Origin of the sequence: Salinibacterium sp. G-O1, assembly GCF_030063305.1 — a bacterium.
Classification (GTDB): Bacteria; Actinomycetota; Actinomycetes; order Actinomycetales; family Microbacteriaceae; genus Rhodoglobus.
The window spans coordinates 236,877-253,017 of the sequence record NZ_JASISV010000001.1 but is presented as its reverse complement, the minus strand read 5'-3'; the positions used below and the strand labels follow the sequence as shown (position 1 = coordinate 253,017).

Genomic DNA, 16,141 nt, shown 5'->3' with positions numbered 1-16,141 from the left:
GCCTAGGTGCGCTTGCCCTTATCGATGTTCTTCTCCTCCACCGGCGCGGTGCCCGCGTCGCGCTGTGCCCGATAGTAATCGCGAGCCTCGTCCTGGCGCGCCTTCTCCGCGCCCAGGGCGATCGGAGCACCGATGTGCTCGGGCATGAACTCGAACGCCGCGACCAGGTCGAGCGCGTGAACGCGCAACCTCGGCAGCAGCCTGTCGTCGATGTACGAGGTGATCGCCTGGGCCCGCTGGCCCGAGATCCGGCCGTGAATGAGGTACCACGCGGCGTTCTTCTCGATCAGCGACAGCCCGAACAGGTCGCGCAGCCAAGTGAGCACCTGCTTGGTTCCGGCATCCTGAACCGCATTCACACCGTCGGTGAACGCCTCCCACTGCAGCAGCTCCCCGTGGGCACGGGCCGCCTCGATGAGGGCGTTCTGGTGGGCGTTGAAGAGCGCCGCCGCGTCGATCTTCGAGAGTTTGGATGCGGGGCGAAGGCGCCCAGCGATCTCGGCGACCATGGTCTGCACCCGGTCGGTAAGCAGCTGGCGCTGGGAATCCTCATCCCGGATGTAGCCCACCGAACGCGCGGTGGAGCCGAAGTCGCGCATGCTCTGCACGAGCCCCCTGAGCCCGGTGCGGTTGATCGCGGCCTCATTGACCTGGTCGACGACGAACTGGGCCATCACCCCGGGGCCGGCGTGCGCGAACTTGCGGCTGTAGTCGGTGAGCAGCCGCTTGGCCACCAACTGCAGCAGCACGTTGTTGTCACCCTCGAATGTCGCGTAGATGTCGAGGTCGGCGCGTAGCGACGTAAGACGGTTCTCGACCAGGAAGCCCTGGCCGCCGCACGCCTCGCGAGCCTCCTGCAGGATGTCGAGCGCGGCCCACGTGCTCAGCGGCTTGAGCGCCGCGGCGATGGTCTCCAGATCCTGGCGGTCGGCGTCGGTGTCGTGCGCACCGCTGAAGACATCGTCGAACTTGGCGAGAAACACCTCGTGCGCGAACGACATCGCGTAGGTGGTGGCCAGTCGCGGCAGCAGTCGGCGCTGGTGGCGCTGGTAGTCGAGGATGACCTCCTCGTTCGACTCACTCCCGGCCGTGAACTGCCGGCGCTCAGACCCGTAGGTCAGGGCGATGGTGAGGGCGAGCTTGCTCGCAACGACGGCCGCGCCGTCGAGTGAGACCCGGCCCTGCACGAGGGTGCCGAGCATGGTGAAGAAGCGGCGACCCGGGCTCTCGATCGGCGAGGTGTATGTGCCGTCCTCCGCGACATCCCCATAACGGTTGAGGAGGTCTTCGCGCGGAATGCGCACGTCGGTGAAGTGCAGCCGGCCGTTGTCGATGCCGTTGAGGCCACCCTTGAGCCCGTCATCCTCTCCACCGATGCCGGGGAGGAATCCTTCTTCGTCCCTGATCGGCACGAAGAAGGCGTGCACGCCGTGGTTGACGCCCTGGGTGATGAGCTGCGCGAAGACGACAGCGGCCCGACCGTCGACGGCGGCGTTGCCGAGGTAGTCCTTCCACGCGGCGCGGAACGGGGTGTTGAGCACGAAATCGCCGGTGTGGGAATCGAAGGTCGCCGTGGTTCCCACCGCCGCGACATCCGAACCATGCCCGGTTTCGGTCATCGCAAACGCCCCGGGGATCTCGAGGTTCATGATGCCGGGGAGGTACTTCTCGTGGTGGCGTTCGGTGCCCAGGTGCATCACAGCGGCACCGAAAAGGCCCCACTGCACGCCCGACTTGATCTGAAGCGAAGGATCGGCGAGCACCAGCTCTTCGAAGCCCGCGATGTTGCCGCCGTGGTTCTCCTCACCCCCGACCGACTTCGGGAACGCGCGGTGAACCGCCTTCTCGGCGACGAGGGTGTGAAGCTGCTCCATCGTGCGCGCCCGGTGCTCGGTGAGCGTCTGCCCTTCGATGCGCTTGATGGCCGGCTGCGCGGCGAGCGCGCGGGCCGTGCGACGGATGCCGGCCCAGTTGCCCATCAGCTGCTCGCCGAGAGCAGCGACGTCGACGGCGGGGGTCACACTTGACTCCGTCGGCGCGTCCTCGGCATTGGCTGGCGAGGAGGTTGAGGGCGTGGTGCTGTCGGTGAGCTGGCTCATAATCCAACGGTACGTCTGAGCCTCGGAGGCCGCACTTTGTCGGTAGGGAGGCACCAAACCGGCGTCGGGACGGCATCGTGGGGGTTGTGGATACCCCACAAGTTCGCGGCGCTCGACTTGTGGGGATGCGACTGCCACGAGCGCCGCGGCCGCCGCCGGCCGCGCGTCGAGCCGCCGGAGAGGGTGGGATCGCGAACCGCGAACCGCGCCATATTGTCGGAGCGCGCAGTCACGCGTGCGATTTGCCGCAGTTCGCGGGACTTCCGGCGCCACGAGGCGCGGCATCGGCTGCCCTCCCGGTCGATTCGACCCAACGCCTAGGCTGGCAGTCGTGCACACGCGCGCGGTTCTGCCGGATCCGGTGGACGGATAGCGAAAGGCAGTCATGACGGAGCTACTGGTCATCGCGCTGGTGGTGTTCGGCTTCGCGATGGTATCCCGGAAGCTGGCGCTGTCGCCGATCACGGCTCCGATGGTGTTCACCGCGGCAGGCGTTTTGCTGGGTGTGGCCGGCGGCGAGTTCTTTCTCCTCGACCTGGAGAGCGAGGCGGTCACCGTCCTGGTGGAGGCGACCCTCGTGCTCGTACTGTTCACCGATGCCGTTCGCATCGACCTTCGGGCGCTCCGCAAGCAGATCCTGCTTCCCGCCAGGCTGCTCGGCATCGGTTTGCCGCTGACGATAGTTCTTGGTACCGCGGCCGCCGCCGTGTTGTTCGGCAACCTCACGCTCGTCGAGGCGGCGCTCATCGCGGCCATCCTCGCGCCAACCGATGCTGCTCTCGGGCAGGCAGTAGTGAGCGACAAGCGATTGCCGGTGCGGCTCAGACAGGGGTTGAACGTCGAAAGCGGCCTCAACGACGGCATTATGGTCCCGGTCGTCACGGTGTTCCTTGCCATCGCCGCGACAGAAACGGGTGCGGCGGGAGCAACCAACTGGGGCGTGTTCGCGGCCCAGCAGATCGGCTTCGGAATTCTGTTCGGCGTGCTGGTCGGAGCGCTCGGCGCCTGGGCGCTCAATCACTTTGCGCGGGCCGGGTTCGTGGACGGCATCTACCGCCAGCTCGCAACCATCGCCATTGCCGTCGCCGCATACGCCAGCGCCGGGGTGGTGGGAGGCAACGGGTTCATCGCCGCGTTCGCTGCCGGACTCGCGTTCAGCTACGTAGCGCGCGATGAATGCCGAAATGTGCAGGACTTCACTGAAGACGAGGGCGAGCTTCTCGGCTCGATCACCTTCCTGATCTTCGGGGCAGTCCTCGCGGCCCCAGTGCTTGGATCGCTGACCTGGCAGATCGCCCTGTACGTGGCGCTCTCGTTGACCGTCGTGCGCATGGTTCCCGTGCTCATCGCGCTGGCGTGGTCGCGCACCCGGTTCGAGACGCGCCTGTATATCGGCTGGTTCGGTCCCCGAGGGTTGGCATCCATCCTGTTCGCTCTGTTGGTCTTCGACCGGTTGAGCGGGGCCGTCGCAGACACGGTGTTCTCGGTCGCGGTGTGGACCATCCTGGTCAGCGTCTTCGCCCACGGGGCGACAGCCAGCCCGTGGACGTCGCGCCTCGCCCGCCGTCTGGCTTCAGCGCCGGCATCCGCACCGGAGTTGAGGGAAGTCGAGGAGATGCCCACCCGCCGACGGCTGTGACGAGGATCGCGGGGAGCGAACATCCAAACGTGGCCGCGATTGCCAACGTAGGGTGGATTCATGGCTACCGTCACACTTACTTCTGAAGCATTCGGCGACACCGTCGCGAAGTCCGGCATCACCCTCGTGGATTTCTGGGCGGAATGGTGCGGCCCGTGCCGCCAGTTCGCTCCCGTCTTCGAGGCAGCAAGCGAGGCCAACCCCGACGTCACGTTCGGAAAGGTCGACACCGAGGCGGAGCGCGAACTGTCCAGCGCCGCCGGCATCAGCTCGATCCCGACGCTCATGGCGTTCCGCGACGGAGTGCTCGTCTTCTCGCAGCCAGGGGCGCTTCCCGCTCCCGCGCTCGACCAGGTGATCGCCGCGGTGCGTGCGCTCGACATGGACGACGTGCACAAGAAGGTCGCGGAGCAGCAGGCCGCAGCAGAAGCCGCCGCTCAGTAGGACGCCATCAGGCGTCGGATGCCACGACCTTCAGCAGCGCCTCGCCGTACTGCTCGAGCTTCTTCTCCCCGACGCCGCTGATCGTGCCGAGCTCGGCCAGGGTCGACGGCTTCGTCACCGAGATGCCGCGGAGCGTGGCATCCCCGAACACAATGTAGGCCGGCACGCCCTGGGCCTGGGCCTCGGCCGAACGCCACGTTCGCAGCTGCTCGAACAGGCCGATCGCGGCCTCGGGAAGCTGGGCAACGACCGCCCGCTTGGCCGCCTTCGACCGCTTGGGAGCCTCGCGGCGCAGCAGCACTGTGCGCGACCCGCCCAGCACCGACGCCGATGCCTCGGTCAGCACCAGGATGCCGTACTCACCTTCGACGGCCAGCAACCCCTGGGCGAGCAGCTGCCGCACGACGCCGCGCCACTCCTGGTCGCTCACATCCTGACCGATGCCCCACGTCGCCAGCGCATCGTGCCCATGTTGCGCGACGCGTGGAGTCTGCTTGCCCACCAGGATGTCGATCAGGTGCCCGGCGCCGAAGCTCTGGTTGCGCTCGCGCTTGAGCCGCACGATGGTCGACAGCAGTTTCTGCGCCGGGACCGTGCCGTCCCAGGTTTCGGGCGGCGAGAGGCAGGTGTCGCAGTTGCCGCACGGGCTGGACTGCTGACCGAAATAGCCGAGCAACTGCACGCGTCGGCACTGGATCGTCTCGCACAGGGCGAGCATCGCGTCGAGGTGAGCCGTGAGGTTGCGGCGGTGGGCGAGTTCACCCTCCGACTGGTCGATCATGCGGCGCTGCTGCACCACATCCTGAAGCCCGTAGGCGAGCCACGCGGTCGCGGGCAGACCGTCGCGGCCGGCGCGACCGGTCTCCTGGTAGTAGCCCTCGACGCTCTTCGGCAGGTCGAGATGAGCGACGAACCGCACATCCGGCTTGTCGATGCCCATGCCGAACGCGATCGTCGCGACCATCACCATGCCCTCTTCCCTCAGGAAGCGGCTCTGATTGGATGCCCGCACCCTCGCGTCGAGGCCCGCGTGGTACGGCAGCGCGGTGATCCCGTTCTGCACCAGAAACTCGGCGGTCTTCTCGACCGACGCACGCGACAGGCAGTACACGATCCCGGCGTCGCCGGCGTGCTCGCTCGACAGCAGCGACAGCAGTTGCTGCAACGGCTGCTGCTTGCTCTCGATGCGGTACTGGATGTTCGGCCTGTCGAAGCTCGACACAAACTGCCGCGCATCCGCCAGGTCGAGCCGCTGCGCGATCTCGCGTCGGGTCGTCTCCGTCGCCGTCGCCGTGAGTGCGATACGCGGGATGCTCGGCCACCGCTCGTGCAGCACAGAAAGTTGCAGGTAGTCGGGCCTGAAGTCGTGCCCCCACTGCGACACGCAATGGGCTTCGTCGATCGCGAACAGGGCGATCCGGCCGCGGTCGAGCAGGTCGGTGGTGGTCGAGACTCGCAGTCTCTCCGGCGCCAGGTAGAGCAGGTCGAGCTCGCCGGCAAGGAACGCTGTTTCGACGCGCAGCCTCTCGTCGGACGACTGGGTCGAGTTGAGGAACTCGGCGCGCGCCCCGACGGCGGTAAGGGCATCCACCTGGTCTTGCATCAGGGCGATGAGCGGCGAGATGACTATGCCGGTGCCCTCGCGCACCAGGGCGGGGATCTGGTAGCAGAGCGACTTACCGCCGCCGGTCGGCATGAGCACGAGCGCGTCGCCGCCGTCGATCATGGTCTGGATGATCTCTGCCTGCTGCCCCCGGAAACTGTCGTATCCGAAGGTCTTCTCGAGAACGCTGAGGGCAGGAGTCACCCCACGAGTGTACGAGCGACGGCTGACGCAGAAACCACGAAGGGCGGACCAGCGCGAACTGGCCCGCCCCCGGCGGTGTCTAGATCTGCCTGACTAGAACCTGATCACCAGGCTCGGGCGGGAGGTCGAACCGTCCACGGTGTCGCTTCCGAGGTAGCGAGCCGTCAGCACGTGGATGCCGCGACCGAGGTCGACCGGAACCGCAATGCGCCCCTTGTCGGCCGCCGTCAGGGTGACCGTGGTGAGCTTGCTGGTTCCGTCGTAGATCGCGACGTCCCCGGTCGGAACCGCGCCGCCCTCCCCGCGCACCGTGACGGTGTACGTGATGGGCTGGTTGCCGAACACGAATGTGCGGTTGGTCGAACCGGACGTGGAGCTGCTGCTCTTCGCAACGGTCACCTCGGCCGAGGTGGCGACCCCATCGGCGAAGCCCTCCTTGCTGGCCGTGACCGTCACCGTGATCTTCGCTCCGATATCCGCGGCAACGACGGTGTACTTCGCTGAGGTTGCACCGACGATCGCCTCACCGTTCCGGTTCCACTGGTACGAGATGTCCGGCTTCTTGACGCTCCACTTGCCCGACTTCGCGTTCAACTTGTGACCGACGGCGGCCTTCCCGTTGATCTCGGGCTGCTTGACGTTCTCGATCTGGATCCCGTTCACCGTGATCTCGATCGGGACCTGGATCGACGTTCCCGCCTCCGGCACGCTCACCGTGAGCACCAGGGCGCCACCGGGGGTTCCCGCCGGGATGGTGATGGCGACGGATGACCGACCACCCTCATCCGTGGTGTCGACGATCGCAGGGTCGATCGGGGCGCTGCCGAGTTCGACGTCACCAGCGCTCACCACCACGGTCCCCGTCAGGGGAGCCGAGTTGCTGAACAGCAGCGACGACAGATCCAGGGTGACCTGGTCGCCCGGCGAGTATCCGTCGGCGTCAGGGGCCGACAGGCTCACACCCACGGCTCGCTGCGCGGGGTCGGGGCTGGCGACCGGGTTGGCCTTGAAGTAGTCGACCATGCTCTGCAGGTCGATCTTCCCCGAGTCCGTCACGCTGGCGCCGAGTGCGAATTCCCCGAAGTTGTCGCCACCGGAGGCCAGGAATGAGTTGGCCGTGACGGTGAAAACATCGGTGGGGGCGATCCGCACATCGTTCAGGTACATTCCCGTGACGGTACCCGTGACCGGCTGTCCTTCCACGAGCGGGTTCACCACGTAGGTGTACTCGAAGCCGTCAGAGACGCCGAGCTTCAGGAACGGTCGAGACGCTGCGGTTGGCTGCCACTGCTGCTCAAGCACGGTCTTGATCTGCGCTCCGGTGAGCCGCATCGTGATCAGCGTGTTGGCGAACGGCTGCACGGCCGCTGCCTCGGCGAAGGTCACGTTGCCGTCTGGATCGGTCGCACCGGTCGACGCGAACGTCAGGTCGGCACGAAGACCGCCCGGGTTCATGAAGGCGATCTGGGAGCCCGCATCCTTGGTCGCCTCGAGCTGCACGTCAGCAACGAAGTTGCCCAGCGTCGACTCGCCACCGCGGTTCTCGCTGCCCGAGGTCTGCTTGCCACGCGTGAATGAGCCGGTGATGTCACCGACCTTCACGGCTCCGAGCACCTTGGCGACTGCCACGGCGTCGGCGACGATGGCCGCAACCTCGGGGTCGGGAGCCGCAGCGCCGACGAGATCCAGGATCTCGGTGGTCATCGAGAGCAGCTCACCCGTCTTCGGATCGACCGTGAGCACGCTGCTGGCGTACTTCTCGCCGTACTGGCCAGATGAGATCACCGGACGCAGCTTGTCTGTGCCTGCGATCGGGATCAGGTGGTTGTACGCGAGGTGGGTGTGCCCGGAGACGATGGCATCCACCTTCTCGTTGGCGCCGTTGACAATTCGGCCGAACGCCGAGTTGTCTGTGGCGCTGGTGATGTTGGTGGTAGCCGCACCTTCGTGCACCAGAAGCACGATCACATCGGCCTCGCCGTTCGACGGGTCGCCGTCGCTGAGGGCGTTCGCAACGCGGTTGACCTCCGGCACCACCGGCCTCACGTCGAGCGACGCAATACCGGCCGGGCTGACCAGGCTGGGCAGCTCCTCCGTTGTCGCACCGATGAATCCGATCGTGACGTCACCGAACTTCTCGAGTGAGTACTCGGGGTATGCCGGCTTGCCCGTGGTCTTGTCGTAGACGTTCGCCGAGAGGTAGTCCCAGTCGACCGCCTTCAGGATGCGGTTGTCGAGATCTGCACGACCCTGGTCGAACTCGTGGTTACCCAGCGCACTCGCATCCAGTCCCATCGCGTTGAACGCGTCGATTGTCGGCTGGTCGTTCTGAATGAACGATGTGAAGGTGGATGCCCCGATGAGGTCACCCGCACCCACGAACACCGTGTTCGGGTTCGCCGCGCGGTACTTGTTCACCGTGCCCGCGAGAACTGCCGCGCCTGCAGCGGCTCCCGACGCCTCGAGGCGCCCGTGGAAGTCGTTGATGCTCAGCAAATCGATGGTGACGGGCGCCACAGCCGAGCTCAGCCCGACCTTGATCGGGTCGTGGTCGCTCGAGCGGAACGGTGTGCCGGCCTCGGCGGCGCCGAACTCGTATCCACGGTCAGACCACTCTGGTGAGTTGATGTTCCACACGTCGACACCGGTGACGTACTCGGCGAGCGCGGGTGAGGTGAACGCGTGGTCGAGCGAGCCGAGCTCGCCATCAAACGTGTAGGTGTACTCGGTGGTCTTGGTGGGGATCAGGTCGACGTAGCCGGCGGCGGTCAGAACCTGGGAAGGATCCTCCTGCGCGTAGGCGTTGAAGTCACCGAGAAGCATGACGTTCGGGCCCTTGGCCGGGTCGGCGATGAGACCATCGACGAACAGCTTCAGGCGGTTGGCCTGGGCAACACGTTCGGTGTTGAAGAAGCCCTGCAGGTCGGCCGGCTCGGTTCCGCCGGTCGAGGGCGGACTCTTCGACTTGAAGTGGTTCGCAACGACAGTGATGGTCTTGCCGTCGACCGTGAAGGTCTGGGCGATCGGCTCGCGTGCGATGTTCCACACTGTCTCGTCCACGTCAGCGACGCTTGCCCCGACCGGGGTGGCTGTCGCCTTTTTGTAGATGATCGCGTTGGTGATGAAGTCGGTGGTTGCGGCATCGAGCAGCGTGGTCGGCGTGGGAACGAAGGCCCAGACCGTCGACCCGGCGGCCGCGTTGAGCGCGTCGACCAGGTTGCCGAGCGCCTCGTCAGCTGGTTCGCCGAGCTTGACGGAGTTCTCGATCTCCATCAGCGCGACAACATCTGCGTCGAGAGCGTTGATGGCCGCGACGATCTTCGACTGCTGGATGGCGAAGTATTCGGCGTTGTCGGCCCCACGGGCATCCCCACCGAACGTGGTGAAGTAGTTGAAGACGTTGAACGCGCCGACCGAGAAGTCGCCTCCGACCTCAGCCGGCGCATTGGTGCGCGGATTTAGGGTTTCGAAGGTGGGCTTGAGCGCCGAGTATTCGGCGGGCGAGGTGCTGCTCAGTGGTCGCTGCGGCTGCAGGCGCCAGTCGGAGAAGCCCCAGCCGAGGATCATGCCGCCGGCGGGCGAGACGAATTTGTCGCCGTTGCGCACCACGGAGGCGGTGTCGAAGTACGGCTGCGTGCCGGGGTGGGCCGCATTGCTCACCTGGATGCTGTAGCCGTCGTCGACCAGCAGGCGGTTGGCGCGGTTGGCTGCCGCGATGGCGTTGGCGGCATCGCCAGCATCCGTCGTCTCTGTGGCCTTGACGGCGAGGGCGCCGACGTTCAGCCACAGGGTGCCGAAGTTGTAGAGCTGGTGGCTCGACGAAATGAGTGCCGATTCGGGGGTGACGAGCATCCCCTCGAATGGCTCGCGGGCGTTGCCTGTCACACTGTCGGGGAGCACGGTCGCGGCGGGAACGCCGACCCCTGCGGTGACAACCTCGTACGCCGCGTCGGTTGTGGCCGTGATCTGGGTTTGCCCGTTGAACTCGCTGGCGGTTCCGGTGACGGTGATGAGGTCACCGATCGAGACCGCGGGGTTCGCGTTGGACGAGAAGACGAAGATGCCGTCTGAACGGTCATCGGCTGGGTCCCCTGCAGGATCCTGCAGGTAGAAGCCCTTGTAGCCGCTGCCTGTGGCATTGCGGTAGTCGCCAGTGACCACGCCCTGCACCGTCACAACGGTTGTTGGGGGAAGCGTCGTGGAGGCGCCGGAGCCCTGCACGTCGGCGATGGTGGTGGTCACTTCGGCGGCGCCCGCGGGCACCGCGGAGAGGCTGGTGACGGCGAGAGCGAGGGCGGTCGCTATCGCGACGGCCGCTGTTCTGCGAGGGGTGCTGGGGAGCGTCTGCTCACCCTGCCTGAATGTAAAAGCGCGCATGACCGGGCAGTCTCCTTTTTGGGGGGGTGCAGCGTTCTACCCCCTTTTGGGGGCAATGTTGTCACCCTAGGGGGGTCCCGAGCAAAAGTCGACAGTCCGTACGAAGTGGTCACCCTACGGTCACCAGTTGGCAACCGGATAGTGTGGGGCGTTCTCGTCTGATTGGTTGCCATGCTCACTGTCATCATCGGGCTGTCGAGCGCGTTGGTTTACGGCGCCGCAGATTTCCTGGGCGGACTCGCCGCCAAGCGGATGAGCGCGGTGCTGGTGACCGCGATTGTGGCCCTCGCGGGCCTCGTCGTGCTGTTGATTGGGCTGCCGTTTTTCGGCGGAAACTGGTCGGTGCCAGCCGTGCTGCTGGGTGCGGCATCCGGAGTGACCGGAGCGATCGCCATCGGGCTCCTGTACGCGTGCCTCGCGGTCGGGCCGATGAGCATTCTGTCGCCGCTCACCGCGGTCGTCTCGGCGATCGTCCCGGTGACGGTCGGCCTCATCGGCGGTGACCGTCTCGGCACTCTCGGCTACGTGGCGCTGGGCCTCGCCTTTGTCGCGATCATCATGGTCGGCTTCGTGCCTGAGAAAGGCGCGGTACGCCCGTCACTCAAGGCGGTGCTCATGGCGGTCGGTTCGGGGGCGGCGATCGGCGCGTTCCTCATCATCATCGACGCTGCTCCGGATGATTCGGGGCTCGTCCCCCTCGTCGTGAACCGGACCGTCAACGCCACCATCATGTTCAGCATCGTGGCCGTCATGGTGATCGTGGCGCGACGCCGAGACATCGGCTCCCCGCTCGGGTCGTGGCGCGGGGGACTCACACTCGCCGTAGCGTGCGGCGTCATCGACGCGACCGCCAACGTGGGACTGCTCATCGGTCTGCGCATCGGCGACCTGTCAGTGATGGCCGTGCTCACTGCGCTCTACCCGGCGGGCACGATCATCCTGGCCGCCATCGTGCTGAAGGAGCGCATCGCGCCCGTGCAGTACGCGGGACTCGCCGTGGCCGTGACGGCCGGGGCGATGCTCGCGCTCAGCTGAGAATCGATTGCCGACCGCGCCATTTAGTGGGGAAACATCATCGCCGGGGCGCCATGGCCGACACCAGCTCGTAGGCGACATGTGCCGCGGCGACTCCCGTGATCTGCGCGTGATCGTACGCTGGCGCGACCTCGACGACGTCTGCTCCCACGATGTTGAGATGTGCCATGGAGCGAAGAATGCGCAGCAATTCTCGACTGGTGAGGCCGCCCGCCTCGGGCGTACCGGTGCCCGGTGCGTGCGCTGGATCGAGAACGTCGATGTCTACCGAGATATAAACGGGCCGGTCACCGACCCGTGCCAGCAGACGATCGATGGCCGGCTGCACACCCTCAGTCTCGATCTCTACCGTCGAGATAACGCTGAATCCCAGTCGCTCATCGTCGCGCAGGTCCTGCGCACTGTAGAGCGGCCCACGGATGCCGACATGGCAACTCGCGTAAAGATCGATCAGACCCTCTTCGCTGGCCCTTCGGAACGGTGTGCCGTGAGTGACGGGTGCGCCGAAATAGGTATCCCAGGTGTCAAGGTGTGCGTCGAAGTGCACGACCGCGACGGGTCCGTGTTGCTTGAACACACTGCGAAGCAATGGCAATGCCACAGTATGGTCACCGCCGAGCACCACGAGCCGAGCTCCAGATGCCCGCAAGGCATCGGACTGTCGCTCGATTTCTTCGACGGCCTCGTCGATCGAAAATGGATTGACCGCTAAGTCGCCAGCGTCTACCACCTGCTGTGCGTCGAACGGATGCACATCCTGCGCCGGATTGTATGGGCGCAGCAGTCGAGAGATCTCCCGAATGTGGCTCGGGCCGAACCGTGCGCCAGGGCGGAAACTCACGCCGGAGTCGAAGGGAATACCGACGACAATGATGTCAGCACTCTCGACATCCTCGATGCGCGGCAGCCGCGCGAACGTGGCGATGCCCGCATAGCGTGGCACGAGACTCGCGTCGATGGGGCCAACAGGCTTACTCATGGAAGCTCCTTGGGTTGTGCAGGCGGGAATGCTCTGTCGAGGTCGTTTAGGTAGGTGTTAACCCGCCTGGAGGCGTGGATGGCGTCGATGGGCACCGTGACGACCGCGACACCTTCGCGATCGTCGAGCAGCGCGGCGTGTCGACCGAAAGGTGTCGCGATGCAACTGTGGCCCGTGAAGCCGGGCCCACAGTGGTTCGCGTAGGCGATGACAACACCGTTCTCGAGCGCTCGGGCTGGCACCTGCAGCATCGAAGTCTGGGTGGCCGAGTAGTGCCACGCCTCTCCCATCCCTTCGATACCTTGCTCCGACTGAGGGACGGCGGTAGGAACAAGCATGACGTCGACGCCGCCGCGCGCCAGGGCACGGGCGAATTCCGGGAATTCAACGTCGTAGCAGATGCCCATTCCCCAGCGTGCGTCGCGCCACTCCCAGGATTCTCCGTAGTTCTCGGCAGCGGTAAGCCAGAGCTGCTCTTCACCGCCGAAAAGGTGACGTTTGTGCACCCGCGCTGTCTCTGTGCCGCTGTTATCCATGAACGAGGCAGCAACGTGATGGCGCGCTCCCGCGCCCCCGGGGCTCGCGGCCACGGTGTCGATCGTGGAGGCGACCAGCGCGATGTTCAGATCTCGGGCGATCTGCGAGAGAGCGGCGCGGATCTCCACTCCGTCATGCTTCCAGGCCCGATCCGGGGCATACCCGGTGGCAAAGAGTTCCGGTGTGACCACCACGTCGGCGCCCTCGGCCTGCGCGCGAGACGCCAACCGGCGCAACGTCGCGAGATTCTGGTCGACGTCGTCGATGATGGCGGCGCCCTGTGCGACAGCAATCGTGTGGATTCGTTCGCCGTCCAACCTGCGTCCCTTCACTAGGACCCGCCTCGACATCGGGGTTGACACGAGACTCTGCGGTGCCCAATGATGACACAATCGAATCGAATTTGGTTTACGCGACAAGGACGTCGCACCTGACCGGCAGGAGAATTCTCATGACCCCGACAGACAAATCCGCCGCCGATAGTGGCATCTCTGAGCGCTTCCAGAGCCAGCTGATCGAGAGTGGGATGCAGCCCGCCGTCGCTGCCGAACTCGAGCGCCGCATTGGGGTGATCGAACGGGAAGAGTTTGACGATGAATCCCGTCGGCCGCTCTCCGGACGAGAGATAGCCGTCTACGTCGGCGTCACGGTGCTCGCTGTCGCCATCGGCGCATTGGTCGTGGCACTGTGAGCGCCGATGGCCGCGGCGTGGTGGACGTCACCAGCGACCCGAAACTGTCGAAGGAGTACCTGTTCGGCACCTTCCCGCTGCTTAAGGGTGAACGCACGTGGAGCGCGCGCGACTTCACCTGGGTGAACACCGCTCTGGCCATCGCTACCTGGGCCTTCCTCGTCGGCGGTTCCACGGCTCTGTTGGTCGGCTTCCAAGCCGGTGTAGCGGCCATGCTCATTGGCAATGCGATTGGCCTGTGCTTCATGGTGTTGGCGTCAGTGGTGGCCTCTCAACGCTGGGGATCAGAGCAGTACACGTTGCTGCGGGGCGCCTTCGGTGTCGTCGGGGTCGGTGTGCTGGTGTTCACCGTCATCCTGATCACTGAGATGGGATGGTCGTCGCTGCTGGCAGTGATGGCCGGTCGGGCGACGAGTCAGGTTGCCTCGACCATGGTCGGCGCTGACCTCGGCCAATACGGCCCGGTGGTGACCATCGGAGGGTTGCTCGCAATCCTGCTGGCTTGGTGGGTGCTCTCACGGGGGCCCGTGACCATCGGCCGCCTCAACTCCGTCATCGCCCCAGGGCTTGCGGTCGTCACGGTCGGCATGATGATTTTCCTGATCGCCAACACGTCATGGGATGCCCTGCTGAGCGCGTCACCGATCGCGCCCTTCGATGACAGCGCACTCAACTTCGTGATCGCGGTGGAGTTCAACGTCGGAGTCGGTGTGTCGTGGTACCCCGTGATGGGCTCGCTCTCCCGACTGACCCGATCCCGCAAAGCTGCGCTGTGGCCCGCCTTCGGCGGGCTCTTGATCGCCACCATGGTTGCCCAAATGGTCGGATTGGCCGCAGCCCTCACGCTCGGTGATTCTGACCCCACAGTCTGGATGGTGCCGTTCGGAGGATCAATCCTCGGCGTGATCGTGCTCATCTTTATTGCGTTCGCGAACATCACCTCGATGTCATCCATCGTCTATTCCACGATTCTGGCCATAAGACAGTCATCGGGACGATTGCTTACTAAAGTGCCCTGGAAGGTGCTCACGGCGGCCTTCTTCGTACTGCCCGCAATCATGACGTTCTTCCCGCAGTTCATGTACGAGCAGTTCATGATCTTCGTCGCGCTCTCTGGTGCCTTCCTCACCGCGGTCTGCGGCATCGCGCTGGTTGACTACTTCTTCTTGCGCAAGCAACGGTTCGACCTGCGCGAGCTTCACCTCGGCCAACGCGGCACGCTGTACTCCTACCCGTTGGGGATCAACTGGGCTGGTCTGGTGGCACTCGCCGCGGGAGCCACGTTCTACCTGTGGATCTACAACCCGATGACGCTGGAGACTCAGCCGCTTTTCCTGGTGATCTCGGCATCGCTGCCAGCAGCGGTGGTCGCCGGGGTCGTGTATCTCGTGGCATCGAAACTGCTGTACGGCAAGCGCCTCAGTGAGGCTCGACAGTGACGACAACCACTACCCGCGCGGCCGTTTACATCGGAACGAATCAACTTCAGATCCGCGATGTGACGCTGCGTGAGCCCGGTCCCGGTGAGGTGCGGGTGCGGATCGGAGCATCCGGCGTCTGCGGTTCTGACCGGCACGTGATCGACGGCGAGTGGCAAATGCCAAGCCCCACAATCATGGGCCACGAGGGCGCTGGGGTTGTCGACGCTGTGGGTGAGGGCGTCACGTCGCTGGAAGCCGGCGACCACGTCATCATGACCTGGTTCTACCCGTGCGGCAGCTGCACGAGTTGTCGCCAAGGCCGAACCTGGGTGTGCACGGGCTCAAACTCAGAAGCCTGCCTGCTGCCCGACGGCACCTCGCCGCTTGAGCTCGACGGCGCCCCCGCTTATCCCTACCTCGCGGTCGGGTCGATGAGCGAGTACGTCGTCGTAGCGGAACAAGCCGCCATCCGGGTGCCAGATGAGGTCCCCTTCGACGTTGCCGCGCTCATTGGCTGCTCCATTGCCACGGGTGTGGGCGCGGTGGTCAACGATGCACGAGTGCAGCCGGGGCGCTCCGCCGTCGTGATCGGAGCCGGTGGCGTTGGGCTCAGCATCATCATGGGGCTCGCCTTGGCCGGGGCAAGCCCCATCATTGCCGTCGATGTCAACGACGATGCCCTCGAGTTGGCCCGATCGTTCGGCGCCACACACACCGTTCGATCCGGAGCCGATCTGCCCGAGCGGGTGCGCGAAATTGTGCAGGATGGGGCGGACTTCGCATTCGAAGCGATCGGGCGCCCCGAGACCATCGCGCTCATGCCAGCCACGTTGCAACGCGGCGGTACCGCCGTGGTCGTAGGGTTGCCCCCGGAAGGGCAGCCAGTGCCGATCGACGTTCTGGCGCTCGCCGAAGAGGGCAAGTCCTTGCTCGGGTCGAACTACGGCGCGACGGTGCCGGCGCGCGACTTCCCCATGCTCGCGCGCCTCTACCTCAACGGGCGGTTGCCCATCGATCGCCTGATTACCAACCGGTTTTCACTCGACGAGGTGAACGACGCGTTCGACCTGATGCGTGCCGGTGCCAAGGGCCGCAGCGTCCTGATCTTTTGA

Annotated in this window: 11 protein-coding genes; 6 read left to right on the top strand and 5 right to left on the bottom strand. The window is 65.5% G+C overall.

The window, feature by feature from the left end:
* Positions 1 to 2: 2 nt before the first annotated feature.
* Positions 3 to 2,099, bottom strand: a complete 2,097-nt coding sequence (locus QMG83_RS01245) for an acyl-CoA dehydrogenase family protein (RefSeq protein WP_283503552.1) — start codon at positions 2,097 to 2,099, stop codon at positions 3 to 5.
* Between the two features lie 385 nt (positions 2,100 to 2,484).
* Between QMG83_RS01245 and QMG83_RS01240 the strand changes: the two genes are divergently transcribed.
* Both QMG83_RS01240 and trxA read left to right on the top strand, forming a co-directional pair.
* Positions 2,485 to 3,738 carry a cation:proton antiporter gene (locus tag QMG83_RS01240; protein ID WP_283503551.1) on the top strand — a complete coding sequence of 418 codons (1,254 nt, stop codon included), beginning with the start codon at positions 2,485 to 2,487 and terminating at the stop codon, positions 3,736 to 3,738.
* A 60-nt stretch (positions 3,739 to 3,798) separates the two neighbouring features.
* Positions 3,799 to 4,182: a thioredoxin gene (gene trxA / locus QMG83_RS01235; RefSeq protein WP_283503550.1), complete on the top strand. Its 384-nt coding sequence runs from the start codon at positions 3,799 to 3,801 to the stop codon at positions 4,180 to 4,182.
* 7 nt (positions 4,183 to 4,189) lie between these two features.
* On the opposite strand, the gene recQ is transcribed toward trxA, so the two are convergent.
* Complete coding sequence (gene recQ / locus QMG83_RS01230; RefSeq protein ID WP_283503549.1) at positions 4,190 to 5,989, bottom strand: DNA helicase RecQ; 1,800 nt, start codon at positions 5,987 to 5,989, stop codon at positions 4,190 to 4,192.
* Positions 5,990 to 6,082: 93 nt separating this feature from the next.
* Positions 6,083 to 10,366, bottom strand: coding sequence for an ExeM/NucH family extracellular endonuclease (locus tag QMG83_RS01225; protein WP_283503548.1), 4,284 nt, complete (start codon positions 10,364 to 10,366; stop codon positions 6,083 to 6,085).
* A 171-nt stretch (positions 10,367 to 10,537) separates the two neighbouring features.
* On the opposite strand from QMG83_RS01225, the gene QMG83_RS01220 reads away from it, so the two are divergent.
* The gene (locus tag QMG83_RS01220; protein WP_283503547.1) at positions 10,538 to 11,401 is read left to right on the top strand and encodes an EamA family transporter; all 864 of its coding nucleotides are present in this window, start codon (positions 10,538 to 10,540) and stop codon (positions 11,399 to 11,401) included.
* A 37-nt stretch (positions 11,402 to 11,438) separates the two neighbouring features.
* On the opposite strand, the gene speB is transcribed toward QMG83_RS01220, so the two are convergent.
* Together speB and QMG83_RS01210 are read right to left on the bottom strand one after the other, a co-directional pair.
* Positions 11,439 to 12,380: an agmatinase gene (gene speB / locus QMG83_RS01215; protein WP_283503546.1), complete on the bottom strand. Its 942-nt coding sequence runs from the start codon at positions 12,378 to 12,380 to the stop codon at positions 11,439 to 11,441.
* The gene (locus QMG83_RS01210) at positions 12,377 to 13,234 is read right to left on the bottom strand and encodes a nitrilase-related carbon-nitrogen hydrolase (protein WP_283503545.1); all 858 of its coding nucleotides are present in this window, start codon (positions 13,232 to 13,234) and stop codon (positions 12,377 to 12,379) included. Before QMG83_RS01210 ends, speB begins: the two co-directional genes overlap by 4 nt.
* Positions 13,235 to 13,368: 134 nt before the next feature.
* Between QMG83_RS01210 and QMG83_RS01205 the strand changes: the two genes are divergently transcribed.
* From QMG83_RS01205 to QMG83_RS01195, 3 genes are read left to right on the top strand one after another with little or no spacing between them, the layout of a single operon-like run.
* A complete protein-coding gene (locus QMG83_RS01205; protein WP_283503544.1) occupies positions 13,369 to 13,608 on the top strand; it encodes a hypothetical protein in 240 nt (79 codons plus the stop codon).
* Positions 13,605 to 15,047, top strand: coding sequence for a cytosine permease (locus QMG83_RS01200; RefSeq protein WP_283503543.1), 1,443 nt, complete (start codon positions 13,605 to 13,607; stop codon positions 15,045 to 15,047). The genes QMG83_RS01205 and QMG83_RS01200 overlap by 4 nt, the downstream gene beginning before the upstream one ends.
* Positions 15,044 to 16,141, top strand: coding sequence for an alcohol dehydrogenase catalytic domain-containing protein (locus QMG83_RS01195; RefSeq protein WP_283503542.1), 1,098 nt, complete (start codon positions 15,044 to 15,046; stop codon positions 16,139 to 16,141). The genes QMG83_RS01200 and QMG83_RS01195 overlap by 4 nt, the downstream gene beginning before the upstream one ends.